Below are 19,753 nucleotides of genomic sequence, written 5' to 3' on the forward strand. Positions count from 1 at the left end.
GTTGAATCAGGCCGGGACCGGTCTGCGGCTGATCTGCGGCCCGGCCGCGGGGCATGTGCCTCGCGGTCGGGCCGCAGATCTGCAAGGATACTGGGAAGGACAAATTACTAAGCACGCTTATGCCGGACCGTTGGCCCGGCAGGCTGCAGGCGTAAGGAGATCAGCATGACCCAGCAGGATGCCGCCCCCGGACATTTCACCCCGGGACGGGAATCACTCGCCGCGTACCTGGATGACCACCTCATTGGCGCAGAGACGGGCGTCCGCCTGTTCACCGCCGCGCAGCGCACATGGGAGGGATCACCGTACGAGGAGACCTTCGCCCGCCTGGTGGAGGAAATTTCCGATGAACGGGATGAACTTGAATCCCTGATCCATGCCCTGGGCTATGCAAGGAGCAAGGCCAAGGCTGCCGCAGCGGCCGTGGGCGCGGCAGCCGGGAAACTGGGTCCGCTGAATCCGCTGAGCACCGGCGGCGGCGCCACCGGGCAGCTGGAGCTTGAGTCCCTGCAGTCGCTGGTCCGGATGAAGGAATCCCTGTGGCGGACACTGCTGGTGCTTTCCGGCACCGACCACCGGTTCAACGCGGCGCGGCTTCAGGAACTGATCGAGATGGCCCGCGGACAGCAGGAGGCCGTGGCCGAGGTGATGGAGAAGACAGCCGTGGAGCGGTTCCTGGCTACGGACTAAGCCGGGCCCCGCTAACAAAAGAACACCCCCGACGAATCGTCGGGGGTGTTCTTTTGTGTCCGCCTATTCCGCCGGCTCCTCGTACTTCGGGAAGATGGGTGTGGGCGCCGGCAGCGCAGTGCCCGGCACCAGCGGCGTGCCGATCGCGCTGAACTGCCGCGCGGCGTCGTCGTCCTGGCCAAGGACCGTCAGCAGCTTGGCCGCACTCTCCGGCATCACCGGCTGGATCAGGATGGCGACAATCCGCAGCACCTCGAGCGTCACATACAGCACCGTGTTCATGCGTTCGACGTCGGTCTTCCGCAGCACCCACGGCGCCTGCTCGGCAAAGTACGCGTTGGTGTCCCCCAGGACCTTCCAGGTAGCTTCCAGCGCGCCGTGGAAATCCTGCACATCGTACGCTTCACGGGAGATCTGCAGGAGGTTGCCTGCAGCTTCCAGCAGGGCGGTGTCCTCCGGCGTGAAATCACCGGGCTGCGGCACCGCTGCGCCGCAGTTCTTGGCCACCATGGACAGGGAGCGCTGGGCCAGGTTGCCTAGGTTATTGGCAAGGTCGGAGTTCATCCGGCCGACGACGGCGTCGTGATTGTAGGAGCCATCGGCACCAAACGGGACCTCGCGGAGCAGGAAGAAGCGCACCGAGTCCAGGCCGTACTGGTCAGCCCAGTCCTTAGGGGCCACCACGTTGCCCAGCGACTTGGACATCTTGACGCCCTTGTTGTGCAGGAAGCCGTGGATCATGATCCGCTTCGGCAGCTCCAGCTTGGCGGACATCAGGAACGCCGGCCAGAAAATGGCGTGGAAGCGTGAAATGTCCTTGCCGATCACGTGGACGTCGGCCGGCCAGTACTTCTTAAAGGTTTCGCTTTCGGTATCGGGGAAACCGACGCCGGTGAGGTAGTTGGTCAGCGCGTCCACCCACACGTACATCACGTGGTCCGGGTTGCCGGGCACGGGCACGCCCCAGTCGAAGGTAGTGCGGGAAATGGAGAGGTCTTCCAGTCCGCCCTTCACAAAGCTGATGACCTCGTTGAACCGCGAGCGCGGCGCGGCGAAGTCCGGCTGGGACTCATAGAGGGCCAGGAGTCGATCCTGGTACGCGGAGAGCCGGAAGAAATAGCTCTCCTCCTCGGTCCAGGTCACCTCCGTGTCGGTTTCCTTGGAGTAGCGCACGCCGTCCTCGCGGACTTCGGTCTCGTCCTCGCTGTAGTAGGCCTCGTCGCGGACGGAATACCAGCCGGAGTACTTGGAGAGGTAGATGTCCCCGTTGTCCTCCATCCGCTTCCAGATGGCCTGGGCGGCGGCATAGTGGTCGGCGTCGGTGGTACGGATGAAGCGGTCATAGGAGTTCCCCATGTCCGCTTCCATCTGCTTAAACGCGGCCGAGTTGCGGTCCGCGAGTTCCTTGGCGGTAATGCCTTCCTTGTCCGCGGACTGCTGCATCTTCAGCCCGTGCTCGTCCGTACCCGTCATAAAGAACACGTCGTAGCCGTCCAGGCGCTTGAAGCGCGCCATGGCGTCGGTGGCGATGTGCTCATACGCATGCCCGATGTGGGGCTCGCCGTTGGGGTAGGAGATGGCTGTGGTGATGTAGAACGGAGTCTTGGAATCGGAAGAAGTCACATAAGAAAATTACCCTGTTTCGGCAGGGCTTGTCGCTTTGGGGCCGGCAAGGCGCGCGAGGCCGAGAAGGATGACGGTGTAGAAAACGCTGATGGTGCAGGCCGTCCCGACGATGCTGCGGTATGGCAGCCAGGACTCCCCCTGCGGCAGGATGACGAACTCGGCGGCGATACACGCCGCCAGCAGCACCGCGAGGAGGACCTCCATACCCATCCTGAGCCTGCTGCCCCGGTACCGGCGGCGCAGAAGCAGGGCAACCGGCAGCAAAGGCATGAGCCACACCAGTTCGTTGAACCACACGGTCGCGATCAGCAAACACGCGGCCACCCCGGCTGCAGGATAAGCGGCCGTATAACCCCACCCGGCGGGTAGCCCTCCCTTCACCCCGTACAGGGCCGTGAGCAGCGCCCAGGGCAGCAGAAGGGCGGCCATGAACTCCACCGACCCCGTCGGAAGCTGAACAAGCAGCAGCAATCCGATCGGAACGGCATAAACAGCGACCCGGAGCGCCCGTGCGGGCGGGCTGGCCGGCACAAAGACCATCAACCCGGTGAGGATTGCTGCCACCCCCAGAACCAGCCCGTTCACCAGCATGCTGTCCCATTGGTCCTCCCTGCCCTGCGGGAACAACGCATTGATGAAGACGCCTGCATAAGAGGCTATTCCTACCAGCAGCCAGGCGGCTGGAATCCAGGACCGCTGCAGTGCTGTTGGTGACGGCTCGGGCGGAGGTTGGGACATTGGGACAGCTTAGTGCCCGTCCTCCAGCACCGAGGTCAGCACCGGAGCCGTGACGGCAAGCCCTGCCCGCACCAGCCCCACTCCCACGGCAACGGTTGCCGCGAGGATAACCATCGACGCCGGAGCGAAAAGCAGCGCGGCGCCCACCAATGGGAACAGCAGGACCGCCGACACTGTCACGGAAGCGGTGCATACGAGCAGCAGGGGCTGCATCACCGCCTTGATGCGTGCGCCCTCGATCACTCCCCTCGGCATGCCCATCCGGTCCAGGCTGCGGTAGAGCTCACCGCGGTCCAGGACCGTGGCTGCCTGGTTGATGCCAGCGGAGCAGGCGACCATCAGGAACCCCGCAACAACCGTGATCAGCACACCGGTCATGAGGTCCTGCAGCAGGAAGTCTTCCGGTCCCTCCGACTGGCTGCCCTGCACGGCCGCCGCGGCCGAACCGGCAACCACGGCAGTGAAGCAGACCAGGGCCAGGGCACTGACCTGGCGCCACGCGGCCTTGGGGGAATCCAGCACGATCCGGGCGGCAAGCAGCGCCTCCGGCGTCTGTGCCCTCCGCAGGCGCCGGGTGGCGGAGCGGGCAACCAGCCAGGGTCCGGCCAGGTTGAGGACTGACATCCCGGCCGCAAACACGCCGAAGATCATCATGATGGCCAGCACCGCTCCGGCGCCCGGAATCGTCAGGGCCAGGCTGCCCGCAACCAGAACCGCCACGGCAATCCCGGCCCGGCTCCAGTGGACCTTTTGGGCTGCGGCCCGGGTCCGCACCCCGAGGGGTGACACCACCACTTTCCGCAGGCCGGCCGCGGAGCTGACCGCGGCCAGCAGAACCACCGCCAGCACTGTGGCGAGTCCAGCCGCCGGGTGCAGCCAATAGGCAGCGCCAAGGGCTGCGCCGCGGAAGTGGATCAGCTGGACCAGCGGAGCGAACAGCAGATACCCGGCCACCCCGGCGACGGCGCCGGCCAGTGCCTGGGCAGTGGCCTCCAGGACCGTCACCTGCCGCACCGTCCTGGCGGAGCCACCGAGCAGGCGCAGCGTTGAGAGGTGCTCGTCCCGCCGGCGGGCGGAAAGGCGCGCCGCGGAACCACCAAGGGTGATGAGGGGCAACACCAGCAGCAGCAGCGCGAAGCAGGCCAGCAGCAGATACAGATCCCCTTCAGCGTCCCCCCACTGCAGGAAGGACAAGGCGCCGGACAGGACGGTCAACAGCAAGGTGGTGACCACGGCAAACGCTGCGACAGGCAGCAGCGCCTTCTCCCATCCGGCGGTGCCGGGACGGTTCAGCAGCCAGGTGAGGCGGACGGCCACCGGAGAAGAGTCCAGAAGACGGTCAATGGCGGACAGACGTGCGGGCAGGGGCGCGGGGGCGGTCATCGGGTCCGTCCCGCACCGGCCGTGTCGGCAACAATCCGGCCGTCAGCCACGGTGATCACTCTGCCGCACCAGCGGGCCACTGACGGGTCGTGGGTGACCACCACCAGGGAGCGCCCCGTCCCCTCGACGGTGCGCAGCAGCAGCCCCATCACTTCCGCGGAGGTGTGCGAATCCAGCGCACCCGTGGGTTCGTCCGCGAACAGGACCCGCGCACCGTTGACCTGTGCCCGCGCTATGGCCACCCGCTGGGCCTGTCCGCCGGACAGCTCCCCGATGCGGCGCTGTTCCATTCCGGCCAGTCCGAGAGCGGCCAGAGCCTGCACGGCTGCCTGTTCCGCTTCCGCCCGCGGCGCCCCGTTGAGCATCAGGGCCAGCGCCACATTTTCCCCGGCCGTCAGCTCGGGGATCAGCAGGCCCTGTTGGAAAACGAAACCGAAGTCGCTTCGGCGCAGTGCTGAGCGTGCGTCGTCGTCCAGCGCCGTGACCTCCACGGGTGCACCGCTGCGGAACAGCCGGACGCTGCCGGTGTCGGGGCGGATAATGCCGGCCAGGCAGTGCAGCAGCGTGGTTTTTCCGGAACCGGAAGCGCCCATCACGGCCACGGCCTCCCCCGGATATACGGCCAGGCTGATGCCCGCCAGTGCAGCGGTGCTTCCGTAGGTTTTGGTCAGGTTGTCGGCGGCCAGCAGAGGTCCGCCCGGCATGGATGAAGTCATGCCTTCCATGCTGCCGCGGCAGGGGTGCGGTGCGCGTCGGAGGCGGGCATGATCTCCCCTGCGGTACCTCCTACCCTGGGGGGAGGCTTAAACACACAGGACCGGTCCCGCGGTGGCGGAACCGGTCCCGGTGCGGTGCTGCTAGTCCTGCAGGTCCACTTCGCGGGCCACGGAGGCGCCGATTTCCTCGCGCAGCTTCTCCAGCACGTCCTGCGGCACGGAGGAATCCACGGTCAGCAGGGACAGCGCCTGGCCGCCCTCGGTGTTCCGGGCCACCTGCATGCCGGCAATGTTGATGTCCTTCTCGCCCAGCACCCGGCCCAGGGCGCCGATCACGCCGGGACGGTCCTGGTAGATGAGCACAATCAGGTGTTCGCTGATGGGGATTTCCAGGTCGTAGCCGTTCACTCCGACGAGCTTCTGGATCTGCTTCGGTCCGGTCAGCGTGCCGGAAACCTCCAGCCGGGACCCGTCGGAGAGGGCACCGCGGATGGTAAGCAGGTTCCGGTAGTCATCCACGTCGGGGGTGGTCAGCAGGCGCACCTCGATGCCGCGCTGTTCCGCCAGCACCGGTGCGTTCACGTAGGAGACCTGTTCGGAGACAATGTCGGTGAAAATGCCCTTCAGTGCCGCCAGCTCCAGTGCCTTGACGTCCAGGGCGGCAATCTCGCCGGCCACTTCGATGTCGATGGCGGTCACGGAGTCGTGGGAGAGGGCAGTGAAGATGCGGCCCAGCTTTTCGATCAGCGGGATACCCGGGCGCACGTCTTCGGCGATGACGCCGCCGGCAACGTTCACGGCGTCGGGGACCAGTTCCCCGGCCAGGGCCAGCCGGACGGATTTGGCAACGGACACGCCGGCCTTTTCCTGCGCTTCCGCGGTGGAGGCGCCCAGGTGCGGGGTGACCACTACGTTGTCCAGCGCGAAGAACGGCAGGTCGGTGCTGGGCTCCTTGACGAACACGTCCACGCCGGCACCGGCAATTTTTCCTGCCTGCAGGGCTTCATAGAGCGCAGCCTCGTCCACGAGTCCGCCGCGGGCCACGTTCACCACGTAGGCGGTGTCCTTCATCTTTTCGAAGGCTTCGGCGCCGAGCATGCCCAGGGTCTCGGGGGTCTTGGGCATGTGGATGGTGATGAAGTCCGATTCCTCAAGGAGTTCGTCCAGGGTGACCAGGCGGACGTTCAGCTGCGCGGCGCGGGCGGAGGTCACGTACGGGTCATAGGCCAGGATCTCGGTACCGAAGCCCTGCAGCCGGGCCGCGACCAGGGCACCGATGCGGCCGAGGCCGATAATGCCGATCTTCTTTTCGAACAGCTCGATGCCGCTGTACTTGGAGCGCTTCCATTCGCCGTTCTTCAGGGCAGCGCTGGCCTGCGGGATGTTCCGGGCCAGGGAAAGGATGTGCCCCACGGTGAGCTCCGCGGCGGAAATGATGTTCGACGTCGGGGCGTTGACCACCATCACGCCGGCCTGCGTGGCGGCCTTGATGTCCACGTTGTCCAGCCCCACGCCGGCGCGGGCAATGACCTTCAGGTTCTTCGCCGCCGCAATGGCTTCGGCGTCCACCTGCGTAGCCGAGCGGACGAGGATGGCATCCACGTCCGCGATCGCGGAAAGGAGCTGGGAGCGGTCCGCACCGTCCGTGGAGCGGATCTCAAAGTCGGGGCCCAGGGCCTCGACGGTAGCGGGCGAGAGTTCCTCCGCGAGGAGTACGACTGGTTTGGTGGCAGACACCGGTGACCTCTTTAGCTGTGGACGATTCAGGTGGGGTTTCGCGCAGGAGGCCGGACCCGAGGGGTCCGGCCTCCTTGCCGATTCGGCTTGCCTTTCGAGCCTATCGCCTGCTCCCGGGGGCGTGGCGAATCGGTGCGGATATTACGGTGGCGACTAGCGGGCTACGGAGCCTTCGGTGTAGTCGTCCTCATTCTTGATCCAGGAGAAGAGCTTGCGCAGCTCGCGGCCGGTGGCCTCGATCGGGTGGTCCTCACCCTTCTGGCGCAGTTCCTTGAACTCGGGTGCGCCGGCATCCTGGTCATCGATGAAACGCTTGGCAAAGGCGCCGCTCTGGATGTCCGCGAGGACGGCCTTCATGTTCTCCTTCACGCTCTCGTCGATGACGCGCGGGCCGGAGACGTAGTCGCCGTACTCTGCCGTGTCGGAAACGCTCCAGCGCTGCTTGGCGATGCCGCCTTCCACCATGAGGTCGACAATCAGCTTCAGCTCGTGAAGTACCTCGAAGTACGCCACCTGCGGCTGGTAGCCGGCTTCGGTGAGGGTTTCGAAGCCGTACTGGATCAGCTGCGACGCGCCGCCGCACAGGACTGCCTGCTCACCGAAGAGGTCCGTTTCGGTTTCTTCGGTGAAGGTGGTCTCGATGACGCCGGCACGGGTGCCGCCGATGGCCTTGGCGTAGGACAGTGCCAGTTCCTTGGCCTTGCCGGATGCGTTCTGCTCCACGGCAATCAGGTCAGGGACGCCGCGGCCGGCTTCGAATTCGCGGCGCACAATGTGGCCCGGACCCTTGGGTGCGACCAGGGCAACGTCGACGTCGGCCGGCGGCTGGATGTAGCCGTAGCGGATGTTGAAGCCGTGGCCGAAGAACAGTGCGTCGCCGGACTGCAGGTTCGGGGCGATCTCCTCGGCGTAGACAAAGCGCTGGACCTGGTCCGGGGTAAGGACCATGATCAGGTCGGCTTCGGCGACGGCGTCGGCGACGTTGAGTACGCGAAGGCCCTCAGCCTCGGCCTTGGCCCGGGAGGCGGAGCCTTCCTTCAGTCCCACACGGACGTCGACGCCGGAGTCGCGGAGGCTGAGTGCGTGGGCGTGGCCCTGGCTGCCGTAGCCGATGACGGCGACCGTGCGGCCCTGGATGATGGACAGATCGGCGTCGTCGTCGTAGTACATGTCAGTCACTGTGGTTATCTCCTACTGGTTTCCTGGATGAAGGTCTGGGGTGGAACTCAGGCGCTGCGCAGGGCGCGGTCGCTCATGGATTTTGAGCCGCGGCCTACGGCCAGAGTTCCGGATTGGACTATTTCGCGGATGCCAAAGGGCTCAAGCACTGACAACAGCGCGTTGAGCTTCTCGGCGGTGCCTGTTGCCTCGACGATGAGCGAGTCTGTGGACACGTCCACCACTGAGGCGCGGAACAGCTCGGCTGCCTGGGTTACCTGCAGCCGGGTTGCGGCATCCGCGCGAACCTTGACCAGGATGTGGTCGCGTTGCACGGAGGAATCGGGAACAAGCTCAACAATCTTGATGACGTTGATGAGTTTGTTCAGCTGTTTGGTGACCTGCTCCAGCAAGTCACCCTCGGCGTCGACCACCACCGTGATCCGGGACATGCCCGGCACCTCGGAGGGGCCTACGGCCAAAGAATTGATGTTGAAGGCCCGGCGGGCGAACAGTGAGGCTACGCGGGTCAGTACGCCGGGAACGTCTTCTACCAGCACGGAAAGGGTGTGGCGGGCCATGTCCTAATCCTCCTCTTCCCAGGTGGGGGTCATGTTGCGGGCAATCTGGATCAGGTCATTGCTGACCCCGGTGGGGACCATCGGCCACACCATGGAATCGCGGCTGACCACGAAGTCGATGACCACGGGGCGGTCATTGATCTCCAGGGCCTTGGCGATGGTGGCATCGATGTCCTCGTCGCGTTCGCAGCGCAGGCCCACGCAGCCATAGGCGTCGGCCAGCTTCACGAAGTCCGGAACCCGGACCGTGTCATGTCCGGTGTTGAGGTCCGTGTTGGAGTAGCGCGACTCGTAGAAGAGGGTCTGCCACTGCCGCACCATGCCCAGCGAGGAGTTGTTGATGATGGCAACCTTGATCGGGATGTTGTTGATCAGGCAGGTGGCCAGTTCCTGGTTGGTCATCTGGAAGCAGCCGTCACCGTCAATGGCCCAGACCACGCGGTCCGGGTTGCCCACCTTGGCCCCCATGGCCGCCGGCACGGAGTAGCCCATGGTGCCCAGCCCGCCGGAATTCAGCCAGGCGCGGGGACGCTCATACTTGATGAACTGCGCGGACCACATCTGGTGCTGCCCGACGCCGGCCACGTAAACGCCTTCGGGACCGGTCAGGGCTCCGATGCGTTCAATGACCTTCTGCGGCGCCATCAGGCCGTCTTCCGGCTCGGCGTAACCGATGGGGTACGTTTCCCGCAGCCGGTCCAGCACGGCCCACCAGGCCGAGATGTCCGGCTTCTCGGTTTCGAACTGGCTCCGCACGGCATCGGTGAGCTCGGGGATGATTTCCTTCACCGAACCGACAATCGGCACGTCCGCGGCACGGTTCTTGGAGATTTCCGCGGGGTCGATGTCCGCGTGGATGACCTTGGCGCCGGGTGCGAAGGAGCTGAGCACGCCGGTGACCCGGTCATCGAAGCGGGCGCCGAGGGTGATCAGCAGATCGGACTGCTGCAGTGCGGTCACGGCGGAGACCGAACCGTGCATACCAGGCATGCCCACGTGCTGCGGGTGCGAGTCGGGGAACACACCGCGGGCCATCAGGGTGGTGACCACCGGGGCGCCCACCAGTTCGGCCAGTTCCAGCAGTTCGGCCGAGGCGTTGGCCTTGAGCACACCGCCGCCCACGTAGAACACCGGCCGCTGCGAGGCCGTGATCAGGCGTGCCGCTTCGCGAACCTGCTTGGAGTGTCCGCGCACCACGGTGCGGTAGCCCTGCAGGTCGATCTTGGGCGGCCAGGAGAAAACGGTTTTGGCCTGCTGGGCGTCCTTGGAGACGTCCACCAGCACCGGACCCGGCCGGCCCGAGGTCGCAATGTGGAAGGCCTCAGCCAGCACGCGCGGAATGTCCGCGGCGTCGGTGACCAGGTAGGAGTGCTTGGTGATGGGCATCGTGATGCCCACAATGTCGGCTTCCTGGAACGCGTCCGAGCCGATAAACGCACTGGAGACCTGCCCGGTGATGGCGACCATGGGCACTGAGTCCATGTGCGCGTCGGCAATGGCGGTGACCAGGTTGGTGGCACCGGGGCCCGACGTCGCGATGCAGACACCCGCGCGGCCGGTCACCATGGCATAACCTTCGGCAGCGTGTCCGGCGCCCTGCTCATGCCGGACCAGGACGTGGCGGATCTTCTTCGAATCCATCAGGGGATCATAGGTGGGCAGGATGGCGCCGCCGGGCAGTCCGAAGACCTCGTCTACGCCAAGCTCCTCCAGGGACCGGACTAGGGCCTGGGAACCGGTCATTTCGATGGGCGGAACAATGTTGTTAGGCCCTTGGATCCGATCATCCACGGCATAGGCGGAGGACATGGAACTTGCTACGTCTTTGGTCTTGGCTGCTGCCGCGCGTGCGGCGGCGTTTGCCTTCGAGGCCATCAGCGAAGGGCTGATTGGCGATCCCTTACTCATTGGAACTTCCTTTGCGGATACTGATCCATTGTCTGTGCGGCGGCCTGCCCGGGTTGTGCCCGGTTGGGCTTTTTTATGCTTAGCGAAGCCAAAACTGACGAAGCCAATAAAAAAACCCCTCGTGCCGGTTGGCTCCGTAGGGGTTCGCGCGTGACGTCTTAGACAAGTCGGGCTATTACGCCACGCGCTTGATAAGGACGACGGGTACGATCTGCATACCGTTCAGTCTTGCGGTCCCCTGCGGGGGTGTCAATCTAATGAGACGCCCGTCTCACTATGTGGACGTGGTGTCTGTCTTTTGGACATGCCTGTCCGGTACCCCTCCATGCCAAGCCGGCATGGTACTCCCCCCACCCGGTTCTGCCGCCCACACGAGGCGGCAGGGCTTAATAAGGCTGCAAGGCCTTAGGGGCCCCGGTGGCCAGGCGCTCCAGCGCCTGACCACCGGGGAGGCCTATCAGCCGCCGCAGTAAGCGCCGGTGGAGGCCGAGTTGACCATCTTGGCGTACTTGGCCAGGACACCCTTGGTGAACTTGGCCGGCAGAGGCTGCCAGCCGACCTTGCGGGCCTCGAGCTCCTCCGGCTCCACCAGCAGGTCGAAGCTGCGGGCGGCAATGTCCACGCGGATCCGGTCGCCGTCCTTCACGAAGGCGATGGGACCGCCGTCGACCGCTTCCGGGGCCACGTGGCCGATGCACAGGCCTGTGGTGCCGCCGGAGAACCGGCCGTCGGTGAGCAGCAGGACATCCTTGCCCAGGCCGGCGCCCTTGATGGCACCGGTGATGGCGAGCATCTCGCGCATGCCCGGGCCGCCCTTGGGGCCTTCGTAGCGGATCACGACGACGTCGCCGGCGTGGATCTGTCCGGCGTCCAGGGCATCCAGGGCGCCCTGTTCTCGTTCGAAGACGCGGGCGGTGCCCTCGAAGACGTCCGCGTCGAAGCCGGCTGACTTAACGACGGCGCCTTCGGGAGCCATGGAGCCCTTCAGCACGGTGATGCCGCCGGTCTTGTGGATGGGGTTGTCCATGGCGCGGAGCACCTTGCCGTCCGGATCCGGCGGGTTGATCGATGCGAGGTTCTCCGCGACGGTCTTGCCGGTGACGGTGAGGCAGTCGCCGTGAATCAGGCCGGCGTCGAGCAGTGCCTTCATGATCACCGGCACGCCGCCGATCTTGTCGACGTCGAACATCACGTAGCGGCCGAACGGCTTCAGGTCCCCCAGGTGCGGGATCTTGTCGCCGATGCGGTTGAAGTCGTCCAGCGTGAGGTCCACTTCAGCCTCGCGGGCGATGGCGAGCAGATGCAGGACCGCGTTTGTGGAGCCGCCGAAGGCCATGGTGACCGCGATGGCGTTTTCGAAGGCCTTCTTGGTCATGATGTCCCGGGCGGTGATGCCCTTGCGCAGCAGGTTGACCACGGCTTCGCCGGATTTGCGGGCGAATTCGTCACGGCGGCGGTCGGCCGAGGGCGGTGCGGCGGAACCGGGCAGGGACATGCCCAGCGCCTCGCCGATGCAGGCCATGGTGTTCGCCGTGTACATGCCGCCGCAGGCACCTTCACCCGGGCAGATGGCCCGTTCAATGGTGTCCAGGTCCTTGAGGCTCATCTTTCCGGCGGCGCAGGCGCCGACGGCTTCGAAGGCGTCAATAAGGGTGACTTCACGCTCGGTGCCGTCTTCCATCTTGGCGAAGCCGGGCATGATGGAGCCCGCGTAGAGGAAGACGCTGGAGAGATCCAGGCGCGCTGCGGCCATCAGCATGCCGGGCAGGGACTTGTCGCAGCCGGCCAGGAGCACCGAGCCGTCGAGACGCTCGGCCATCATCACGGTTTCCACGGAGTCGGCAATGACTTCGCGGGAGACCAGGGAGAAGTGCATGCCTTCATGGCCCATGGAGATGCCGTCCGAAACGGAGATGGTTCCGAACTGCATGGGGAACCCGCCGCCGGCATGGACGCCTTCCTTGGCGCCCTGGGCCAGCCGGTTCAGGGACAGGTTGCAGGGGGTGATTTCGTTCCAGGAACTGGCGATGCCGATCTGCGGTTTGGCGAAATCATCGTCGCCCATACCGACGGCTCGGAACATACCGCGGGCGGGTGCTGCATGAATCCCGTCCGTGACGACACGGCTGCGGGGCTTGATATCCGGTGTATTTTCCACGCTCATAGCTAAATCCTAGGACTTAAGCCGGCGGCGTTCGCTCTGTGACGGGCGCGTGCTCCCCTTGTTACGGCCCGTGAACAGGAGATGAAGTTCCCGGCACCCGCCGGGGCGGGGTTCCCGGATAGGGGGAGCGTGTTCATAGACTGGGGAAATGACATCGGATAGAGAATCCAGCAGTCCGGACGCCCACGCGGATACGGGAGCCAGCGATCAGCTCAAGCTCGTGCTCCGCCGCGTCTTCGAAACCCAGATTCCGAATTACGGTGACTACAACCTGGTCTGCGCCACCCCGGGGCTCGACGGCGAGACCGGGTTTTATGTGCTGGGCTACCGCTGGCGCCCGGCCGAACTGGTCTTTGCCCCGTTCGACGTCGACTCCCTCGCGGCACTTGAAGCACCCACAGCCATCAACACTACGAATCTGTCCCACACTGATGAACTCGGCACGGATGCGTACGAGGTGGGCACCAACACCGGACGCATCTTCCGCTTCAGCGTCCTTCCGCAGGCCGCGCTCCCGGCCGAAGGCTCATCCACCCTGCTGGAGCAGGCTGCTGACTGGACCGATTTCCGTTCCTTTGTGCAGTCCTACCTGGACCTCGCGTAGCACCGCGACCACTGACCGGCTGCGGTCCGCTGCCCGCGGACCGGATCTTCGGAAGCTATTCCCACGGACCGCGCCGGACCAGGTTCATTGGTTCCCGGCCCTGAGCCAGCAAGGCGACCTGCTTACGCAAAAAGGCCTCGATCCGCGGCTGGAAGGCTCCCGTGTTCCCGCCCCAGTGCGGGGTGATGATGGCTCCCGGCGCACTTCGGAGCGGATGGTCCGAGGGCATGGGTTCAGGATCAAAAACATCCAGGGCGGCCCGCAGCCGGCCGGAGGACACCTCCTTGGTCAGTGCTTCACTGTCCACCACCGCCCCGCGTGCCACGTTCACTACGAGGGCGCCGTCCGGCAGTGCCGCCAGCACGCGGGCATCCACGAGGTGCCGGGTCTGGCCGTTCAGGGGCGTGATCACCACCAGGATGTCCGCGCCCGCAGCGAGGTCGATCAGTTCGTCGGTGCCGTGAACCTTCCCGTCCTCATCAGTGCGTGCGCTCCGGCCCACCCGGGTCAGTTCAACCTCGAAGGGCCGAAGGCGGGCAGCAATCTCATTCCCGATGCCGCCGACGCCCACCAGCAGTACCCGGCGGTCCGCCAGTCCGGGCCAGCGAATGGCTTCCCAGCGTCCCTCTGACTGTGCCCGGACGGCCTCGTCGATTCCCCGTTGGGACGCGAGCATCAGCGTGAGTGCCATTTCAGCCGTGGCAGCGGCGTGCACGCCTGCGGCGCTGGCAATGGCAGTGCCCGGTTCCACCAGTTCGGGCAGGCCGTCATACCCGGTGGACTGTGCCTGGAGCAGGGCAAGGTCCGGAACCCGGGACAGTGCGGCACCGTAGTTGCCCGGAAGGTAGGGAAAGACCACGGCGTCAATCTCGGAGTACTCCGCACCCTCGGGCTCACCGTCCAGATCCCAGAGCACCGCGCGGATTCCCTCCGGCAGGGGCTGCAGGGCGGAGAGCAGTTCAGCGCTGGGAACGGTGAGGACACGTACGGGGCGGGATTCGACGTCGGCCATGCGTGCCAGCCTAGCCGGATGCCCTTCATCACCGGCTATGGACACGGCCGGCCACCGGCCGTAACGTCGGACTGTGCCTTCCGCCGACCGAAGGAGGCCCCGTGGCTCGGAAATCGGTTCTTTTCACCGCCCTTGGACTCGGATCAGCCGCCACCGTGTGGACGGCCCGCCGGCTGCGCATGCTGCTGGCACACGGCGCGGTGCAGATGGCCGCGGGCCCCGCCCCCGGTCCGGAAGCCGAACGGACCGCACCGCAACCGACGGCGGCAAACGGAGCCCCGCCCCAGGCGACCACGGTGACCACCGGGGATCCCGCCTCGAACCTGCCGGCCCGGACCTGGGTAGTGGATAACGGCTCGGATTGGGACGGAAATCCCGGCGAACTGGTTATCCTCCCCTGCAACCGGACTGCCCGGGGCCACGAATCCAAGTGAAACAGCCCACAAAACGGGTCCGGATTTCATTCTTCGGCAAAACTGCTGGTAGTGTTTCATGTCGTTGCTGATGCAGCCACGGAGGAATATCCGCGGTTTACACGGCATCGAATGCGCACCTCTAGCTCAATTGGCAGAGCAATTGACTCTTAATCAATGGGTTCCGGGTTCAAGTCCCGGGGGGTGCACCAACTGCCCCGTCCGATCAGGTTATTCGCCTGAACGGGCGGGGTTTTTTGTGCTTCGCCACTGCTGTCCCGAGGTCTGCGGCGGTTTCGCGCTCCGGGTCGGGACGTGGTAGTGTTTCATGTCGTTGCGGAGATCGAACCGCGCTTCACGGCGCAGCGAGTTCGTCTCTGTGAAGATGCACCTCTAGCTCAATTGGCAGAGCAATTGACTCTTAATCAATGGGTTCCGGGTTCAAGTCCCGGGGGGTGCACAGCGAGAAACCCCGTCCGGCCAGGCCCAGTGCCCGGCCAGGCGGGGTTTTCTGTTGCCGGCGCCGGGTGCCGAACCCTAGTCGCCTTTTACGTTCACGATCTGCCGCAGCACGTGCCGCACCGACACCAGGTCCTTCGCATCCGCCATCACCGTGTCGATGTCCTTGTACGCAGCCGGGATTTCGTCAATGAAGGCGGCAGTGTCACGGTATTCAATGCCGGCCATGGCCTGCCGCAGCTGGTCCCGGCTGAACGTCCTGCGCGCCCGGGTGCGCGAAAACTGCCGGCCTGCTCCGTGCGGGGCCGAGTTCAGGGACGGAGCATAGCCCTTGCCTTCCACCACGTACGACGCCGTGCCCATGGAACCGGGGATCAGGCCGGCACGGCCGGGCGAGGCGTCAATGGCGCCCTTGCGTGAGAGCCAGACCTTCCTGCCGTAGTGTTCTTCCACTTCCGTGTAATTGTGGTGGCAGTTGATCCGCTCCCGTTCCAGCACCCGCTCCCCCGTCCACGCACCGAAGCACGCCAGGACGCGGTCCATCATTTCCTCCCGGTTCAGGAGGGCGAATTTCTGCGCCCACATCAGTTCCGCTATGTAGCGGTCAAACTCCGGGGTGCCTTCCTCCAGGTAGGCAAGGTCCCGGTCGGGCAGCTTAATGGAGCGTCCGGTGCAGTAGGTCTGTGCAGCCTTGATGTGCCGCTGTGCGATTTTGTTTCCCACCCCGCGGGATCCCGAGTGCAGGAACAGCCAGACCGACTCTTCCTCGTCCAGGGATACCTCGATGAAGTGGTTGCCGGAGCCGAGGCTGCCAAGCTGCAGGCGCCAGTCCCGGAGATAAGCTGCAGGATCAAACCCGGCCGCGGCGGCGTCGTCGGCCAGTTCCCCTGTCCGGGTCCCGGCGGATGCGGTGAGGACCTTGTTGTTATGTCCGGCGGAAAGCGGAACGGCCCGTTCAATGGCCTCCCGCAGTTTCCGGTGGTCCAGGCCCGCTATGTCCGAAGCCCGGTGTCCGGTCCGGACCGCGATCATGCCGCAGCCGATATCGACGCCGACGGCGGCCGGAACGACAGCACCCAGTGCAGGGATAACGGATCCCACGGCCGCGCCCTTGCCCAGATGCGCGTCCGGCATGGAGGCCAGGTGCGGATAGATAAACGGCATCTGCGCGGTCAGCCTGTTCTGTGCCAGCGTTGCCTCGTCAATGACACTGGCAAAGTTCAGGTACTTTTCGCTGATTCTCTGTTCCATGAACCGCCTTCCGGATCAGGGCTACGGCTTAAAGCAAAGGAGGCACATCCGGCGGATGTGCCTCCTATAAACATAGGTGCCCGTGGAGTCAGCGGCTCTCGGCCGCGGCCTCGGGAATAATCTCCAGGCCGGCGCCGGGCGGGAGGGGAAGCCCGGGGACATCCACCGCAACCTGCCAGCGCGGGCTGCCCAGCTCTCTGATCACCTTGCGCAGCTGGCTCCGCAGGTCCTCGGACATAAGCTCACCGTCATCGAGCAGCGTCCGCTCAATGTTCTGGGCCTCGGTCAGTGCTTCTTTGCCCTGAGCAGTAATGGTCACCATGTGACTGCGCTTGTCCAGGTCATTGCGTACGCGCGTCACGTGGCCGTGGGCTTCAAGGCGTGCCAGGGTTTTCCCCATGGTCTGCGCCTGAACACGCACCAGCTGCGCCAGACGTGCCTGTGTCATTGGTCCCTGCGTCTCCAGAACACCCAACGCGATGACACCTGCATGGGTCAGTCCGATGCTGACCAAACGTTCATTCCAGGCGTGCTCTACGAGGCGTGCTGCTGTAGACAGCAGGCGACCGGTGGGCCAACGCTCCATATCCGGCATAAAATAAAACTCTTCCTCTCGGCTTCGGACTCGCAGTAACAGTCAGTTTGCTGATAACGCGCGGATCCACAGACTAGGATAGCCACCCTGCGTTGGAATGTCGCGTTCGGACGCACCGAACACGAAATCTAGATCTTAGGAGAGACACAATGCCCCGCCTCAGCCCGGCCGAAACAGCACCGGATTTCACCCTGTCCGCCTCCGACGGAAGCACCGTCTCGCTGGCCGATATGCGCGGCAGCAACACCATTGTGTACTTCTACCCTGCCGCCGCCACTCCCGGCTGCACTACCGAGGCGTGCGATTTCCGCGACAACCTGAACAGCCTCAAGAGCGCCGGGTACACCGTCCTGGGCATCTCACCCGACCCGGTGGATAAGCTGGCGAAGTTCGCCGACTCCGAGGGGCTGAACTTCCCGCTGCTCTCCGACGAGGACCACGCCGTCGCCGAAGCGTACGGCGCCTGGGGCGAGAAAAAGAACTATGGCCGCACCTACGAGGGTCTGATCAGGTCAACGGTGGTGGTGGATCCCGAGGGAAAGGTTTCCCTCGCCCAGTACAACGTCAAAGCCACCGGACATGTTTCCAAGCTGCGCCGTGATCTGGGGCTCGATTAACCTCGGGTACACTGGAGGCTGGTTTCCCGGCCGCGCCTGCGGCAGGCCGGCGACCACGCGCGAGTGGCGAAATTGGCAGACGCGCTGGATTTAGGTTCCAGTGTCTTCGGACGTGTGGGTTCAAGTCCCTCCTCGCGCACCAGCAAAAGCCCCGGTCTTCGGACCGGGGCTTTTTTGCTGCCCTCCGCCAGCCCTGCCGCACCCGAACCGCAAAGGCGTGACCAAATCGTGACCGCGCCGGGGGTGTCGTATTTCACGTAACAGAAACACTTCGCCATTAGGCTCTGTCCATACGTTTGTGTCCGAGGACACATTCGGCCGGTATGCCGGCCGCAGGCAACACTCGCCTTAGCGTTTACCCGCCCTAGAGGAGTACCGAATATGTTCCCAGCAGACAGAGTCCGGAAAGGCCGTTCCGCGAAGAAACGCGCGTCCGCCCTGACCGCAGGCCTGGCCCTGAGCGCTCTTGTGCTCTCCGGCTGTGCCCAAAGCAACCGTGAAGAAGGCGACGCCGGCAACTCCGGCGACGTTGACGGCACCTTCGTTTTCGCCGCGTCCTCGGACCCCAAGTCCCTGGACCCCGCTTTCGCCTCCGACGGCGAGTCCTTCCGCGTCAGCCGCCAGATCTTCGAAGGGCTGGTGGGCGTGGAGCCCGGAACGGCCGACCCGGCACCGCTGCTGGCCAAGTCGTGGGAAAACTCCGAAGACGGCATGACCTACACCTTTGATCTTGAAGAAGGCGTCACGTTCCATGACGGCACCGACTTCAACGCCGAAGCCGTCTGCGCCAACTTCGAGCGCTGGTACAACTTCAGCGGCATCCAGCAGGCGGAAAGCCAGGCGTACTACTACGGCATGCTCTTCAAGGGCTTCTCGGATTCCCCCGAAACGGCTACGTACAAGTCCTGCGAGGCGCCCTCGGACACCGAGGCCGTTATTACGCTGAACAAGCCGTTCGCCGGTTTCGTTGCCGCCCTGTCCCTGCCGGCATTCGCGATGCAGAGCCCTGCTGCCATGGAGGAATTCGGCGCCAATGAATCCTCCGGCACCGCTGAGGCACCTGAACTGACCGAATATGCCAAGAACCACCCCACCGGCACCGGACCCTACAAGTTCGACGCCTGGGATGTCGGCAGCCAGCTGACGCTTTCCCTGAACGAGGATTACTGGGGCGGGGAAGAAGCCCAGGTCACCGACATCATCTTCCGCGTGATCGATGATCCGCAGGCCCGCCGCCAGTCGCTGGAATCCGGCGACATTGACGGCTACGACCTGGTGGCACCGGCTGACACCGAATCCCTGGCCGCGGCCGGTTTCAAGGTTGTTCCCCGGGATCCCTTCACCATCCTTTACCTGGGCATGAACCAGCAGGTACCGGAACTGGCTGATGTAAAGGTCCGCCAGGCCATCTCCCACGCCATCGACAAGGACGCCCTGGTTTCCCAGACCCTTCCCGAAGGCACCAAGGTGGCCACGCAGTTCATCCCCGAGGTAGTCAACGGCTACAACGAGGACGTCACCACCTACGAATACGATCCCGAGAAGGCCAAGTCGCTCCTGGCCGAAGCCGGTTACCCTGACGGTTTCACCATCGACTTCAACTACCCCACCGGCGTCTCCCGTCCGTACATGCCCACCCCGGAGCAGGTATTCACCAACCTCAGCGCCCAGCTGGGCGAGGTAGGCATCAAGGTCAATCCGCTGCCGAACAAGTGGTCCCCGGACTACCTTGACCGGGTCCAGGCCGGACCCGATCACGGCCTGCACCTGCTGGGCTGGACCGGCGACTACAACGACACCGACAACTTTGTTGGCGTGTTCTTCGGCCAGGAGAAGCCCGAATTCGGCTTCAACAACCCGGAAATCTTCGCCTCACTGGAAGAAGCACGCCAGGTGTCCAAGCTCGAAGAGCAGACCCCGCTCTACGAGCAGATCAATGAAGACATCGCCCAGTTCGTGCCGGCAGTACCGCTGGCCCACCCGGCGCCGTCGCTCGCGTTCTCTGAGCGGGTGGATTCCTACCCGGCCAGCCCCGTGAATGACGAAGTGTTCAACCAGATCAAGCTCAACAAGTAGCGCAGCGAAGGCCGGGGACCCCAGC

17 protein-coding genes and 3 tRNA genes are annotated in these 19,753 nt (G+C 64.8%); 8 read left to right on the forward strand and 12 right to left on the reverse strand.

Annotated elements, in window-relative coordinates; all coding sequences use genetic code 11:
- Positions 1-165: 165 nt before the first annotated feature.
- Complete coding sequence (locus tag MUK71_RS10730; RefSeq protein WP_227929526.1) at positions 166-690, forward strand: hypothetical protein; 525 nt, start codon at positions 166-168, stop codon at positions 688-690.
- A 63-nt stretch (positions 691-753) separates the two neighbouring features.
- On the opposite strand, the gene metG is transcribed toward MUK71_RS10730, so the two are convergent.
- The 9 genes from metG to ilvD form a co-directional block, all read right to left on the reverse strand.
- Entirely contained in the window at positions 754-2,313 is a 1,560-nt protein-coding gene (metG, locus tag MUK71_RS10735; protein ID WP_227903278.1) for a methionine--tRNA ligase, read from the reverse strand.
- Positions 2,314-2,322: 9 nt separating this feature from the next.
- The gene (locus MUK71_RS10740; RefSeq protein WP_227929525.1) at positions 2,323-3,054 is read right to left on the reverse strand and encodes a hypothetical protein; all 732 of its coding nucleotides are present in this window, start codon (positions 3,052-3,054) and stop codon (positions 2,323-2,325) included.
- A gap of 9 nt (positions 3,055-3,063) precedes the next feature.
- Positions 3,064-4,437: an FtsX-like permease family protein gene (locus MUK71_RS10745; protein ID WP_227929524.1), complete on the reverse strand. Its 1,374-nt coding sequence runs from the start codon at positions 4,435-4,437 to the stop codon at positions 3,064-3,066.
- A complete protein-coding gene (locus MUK71_RS10750) occupies positions 4,434-5,153 on the reverse strand; it encodes an ABC transporter ATP-binding protein (RefSeq protein WP_227929523.1) in 720 nt (239 codons plus the stop codon). Before MUK71_RS10750 ends, MUK71_RS10745 begins: the two co-directional genes overlap by 4 nt.
- 141 nt (positions 5,154-5,294) lie before the next feature.
- Positions 5,295-6,890: a phosphoglycerate dehydrogenase gene (gene serA / locus MUK71_RS10755; RefSeq protein ID WP_227903281.1), complete on the reverse strand. Its 1,596-nt coding sequence runs from the start codon at positions 6,888-6,890 to the stop codon at positions 5,295-5,297.
- Between the two features lie 153 nt (positions 6,891-7,043).
- A complete protein-coding gene (ilvC, locus tag MUK71_RS10760) occupies positions 7,044-8,069 on the reverse strand; it encodes a ketol-acid reductoisomerase (protein ID WP_227903282.1) in 1,026 nt (341 codons plus the stop codon).
- Positions 8,070-8,116: 47 nt separating this feature from the next.
- On the reverse strand, positions 8,117-8,629 hold the full coding sequence (gene ilvN / locus MUK71_RS10765; protein WP_227903283.1) for an acetolactate synthase small subunit: 513 nt from the start codon (positions 8,627-8,629) through the stop codon (positions 8,117-8,119).
- A 3-nt stretch (positions 8,630-8,632) separates the two neighbouring features.
- Entirely contained in the window at positions 8,633-10,537 is a 1,905-nt protein-coding gene (locus MUK71_RS10770; RefSeq protein WP_227903284.1) for an acetolactate synthase large subunit, read from the reverse strand.
- Between the two features lie 457 nt (positions 10,538-10,994).
- A complete protein-coding gene (gene ilvD, locus MUK71_RS10775) occupies positions 10,995-12,701 on the reverse strand; it encodes a dihydroxy-acid dehydratase (protein ID WP_227903285.1) in 1,707 nt (568 codons plus the stop codon).
- 148 nt (positions 12,702-12,849) lie between these two features.
- Here ilvD and MUK71_RS10780 point away from each other — a divergent pair, with 148 nt between their 5' ends.
- Positions 12,850-13,305: a hypothetical protein gene (locus MUK71_RS10780; RefSeq protein WP_227929522.1), complete on the forward strand. Its 456-nt coding sequence runs from the start codon at positions 12,850-12,852 to the stop codon at positions 13,303-13,305.
- A gap of 55 nt (positions 13,306-13,360) precedes the next feature.
- Here the strand turns inward: MUK71_RS10780 and MUK71_RS10785 are convergent, their stop codons facing one another.
- The gene (locus tag MUK71_RS10785) at positions 13,361-14,317 is read right to left on the reverse strand and encodes a 2-hydroxyacid dehydrogenase (protein WP_227903287.1); all 957 of its coding nucleotides are present in this window, start codon (positions 14,315-14,317) and stop codon (positions 13,361-13,363) included.
- Between the two features lie 101 nt (positions 14,318-14,418).
- On the opposite strand from MUK71_RS10785, the gene MUK71_RS10790 reads away from it, so the two are divergent.
- From MUK71_RS10790 to MUK71_RS10800, 3 genes are all read left to right on the forward strand, one after another.
- Positions 14,419-14,751, forward strand: a complete 333-nt coding sequence (locus tag MUK71_RS10790; RefSeq protein ID WP_227929521.1) for a hypothetical protein — start codon at positions 14,419-14,421, stop codon at positions 14,749-14,751.
- Positions 14,752-14,866: 115 nt separating this feature from the next.
- Positions 14,867-14,942, forward strand: a tRNA-Lys gene (locus tag MUK71_RS10795).
- Between the two features lie 175 nt (positions 14,943-15,117).
- Positions 15,118-15,190 (forward strand) — tRNA-Lys (locus MUK71_RS10800).
- A gap of 77 nt (positions 15,191-15,267) precedes the next feature.
- Here MUK71_RS10800 and MUK71_RS10805 read toward each other — a convergent pair.
- Both MUK71_RS10805 and MUK71_RS10810 read right to left on the reverse strand, forming a co-directional pair.
- Positions 15,268-16,440 (reverse strand): RtcB family protein, encoded by a 1,173-nt coding sequence (locus MUK71_RS10805; protein WP_227929520.1) that lies wholly within the window; start codon positions 16,438-16,440, stop codon positions 15,268-15,270.
- A gap of 88 nt (positions 16,441-16,528) precedes the next feature.
- Positions 16,529-17,035 carry a MarR family winged helix-turn-helix transcriptional regulator gene (locus MUK71_RS10810; RefSeq protein WP_227903290.1) on the reverse strand — a complete coding sequence of 169 codons (507 nt, stop codon included), beginning with the start codon at positions 17,033-17,035 and terminating at the stop codon, positions 16,529-16,531.
- Positions 17,036-17,184: 149 nt separating this feature from the next.
- Between MUK71_RS10810 and bcp the strand changes: the two genes are divergently transcribed.
- The 3 genes from bcp to MUK71_RS10825 all read left to right on the forward strand — a co-directional run bounded on the left by bcp (position 17,185) and on the right by MUK71_RS10825 (position 19,728).
- Positions 17,185-17,652, forward strand: a complete 468-nt coding sequence (bcp, locus tag MUK71_RS10815; RefSeq protein WP_227903291.1) for a thioredoxin-dependent thiol peroxidase — start codon at positions 17,185-17,187, stop codon at positions 17,650-17,652.
- A 57-nt stretch (positions 17,653-17,709) separates the two neighbouring features.
- A tRNA-Leu gene (locus tag MUK71_RS10820) sits at positions 17,710-17,794 on the forward strand.
- Positions 17,795-18,033: 239 nt separating this feature from the next.
- On the forward strand, positions 18,034-19,728 hold the full coding sequence (locus tag MUK71_RS10825; protein WP_227903292.1) for an ABC transporter substrate-binding protein: 1,695 nt from the start codon (positions 18,034-18,036) through the stop codon (positions 19,726-19,728).
- The last annotated feature ends 25 nt before the right edge of the window (positions 19,729-19,753 follow it).

It is taken from the genome of Arthrobacter zhangbolii, assembly GCF_022869865.1.
In the GTDB taxonomy this organism is placed as follows: Bacteria; Actinomycetota; Actinomycetes; order Actinomycetales; family Micrococcaceae; genus Arthrobacter_B; species Arthrobacter_B zhangbolii.

What these genes read in the sequence shown, in the direction of transcription:
- MUK71_RS10730 (WP_227929526.1), top strand. Translation starts at nt 166, where the DNA reads ATGACCCAGCAGGATGCCGCCCCCGGACATTTCACCCCGGGACGGGAA.
- MUK71_RS10740 (WP_227929525.1), bottom strand. Translation starts at nt 3,054, where the DNA reads ATGTCCCAACCTCCGCCCGAGCCGTCACCAACAGCACTGCAGCGGTCC.
- MUK71_RS10745 (WP_227929524.1), bottom strand. Translation starts at nt 4,437, where the DNA reads ATGACCGCCCCCGCGCCCCTGCCCGCACGTCTGTCCGCCATTGACCGT.
- MUK71_RS10750 (WP_227929523.1), bottom strand. Translation starts at nt 5,153, where the DNA reads ATGACTTCATCCATGCCGGGCGGACCTCTGCTGGCCGCCGACAACCTG.
- ilvN (WP_227903283.1), bottom strand. Translation starts at nt 8,629, where the DNA reads ATGGCCCGCCACACCCTTTCCGTGCTGGTAGAAGACGTTCCCGGCGTA.
- MUK71_RS10770 (WP_227903284.1), bottom strand. Translation starts at nt 10,537, where the DNA reads ATGAGTAAGGGATCGCCAATCAGCCCTTCGCTGATGGCCTCGAAGGCA.
- ilvD (WP_227903285.1), bottom strand. Translation starts at nt 12,701, where the DNA reads ATGAGCGTGGAAAATACACCGGATATCAAGCCCCGCAGCCGTGTCGTC.
- MUK71_RS10780 (WP_227929522.1), top strand. Translation starts at nt 12,850, where the DNA reads ATGACATCGGATAGAGAATCCAGCAGTCCGGACGCCCACGCGGATACG.
- MUK71_RS10785 (WP_227903287.1), bottom strand. Translation starts at nt 14,317, where the DNA reads ATGGCCGACGTCGAATCCCGCCCCGTACGTGTCCTCACCGTTCCCAGC.
- MUK71_RS10805 (WP_227929520.1), bottom strand. Translation starts at nt 16,440, where the DNA reads ATGGAACAGAGAATCAGCGAAAAGTACCTGAACTTTGCCAGTGTCATT.
- MUK71_RS10810 (WP_227903290.1), bottom strand. Translation starts at nt 17,035, where the DNA reads ATGCCGGATATGGAGCGTTGGCCCACCGGTCGCCTGCTGTCTACAGCA.
- bcp (WP_227903291.1), top strand. Translation starts at nt 17,185, where the DNA reads ATGCCCCGCCTCAGCCCGGCCGAAACAGCACCGGATTTCACCCTGTCC.
- MUK71_RS10825 (WP_227903292.1), top strand. Translation starts at nt 18,034, where the DNA reads ATGTTCCCAGCAGACAGAGTCCGGAAAGGCCGTTCCGCGAAGAAACGC.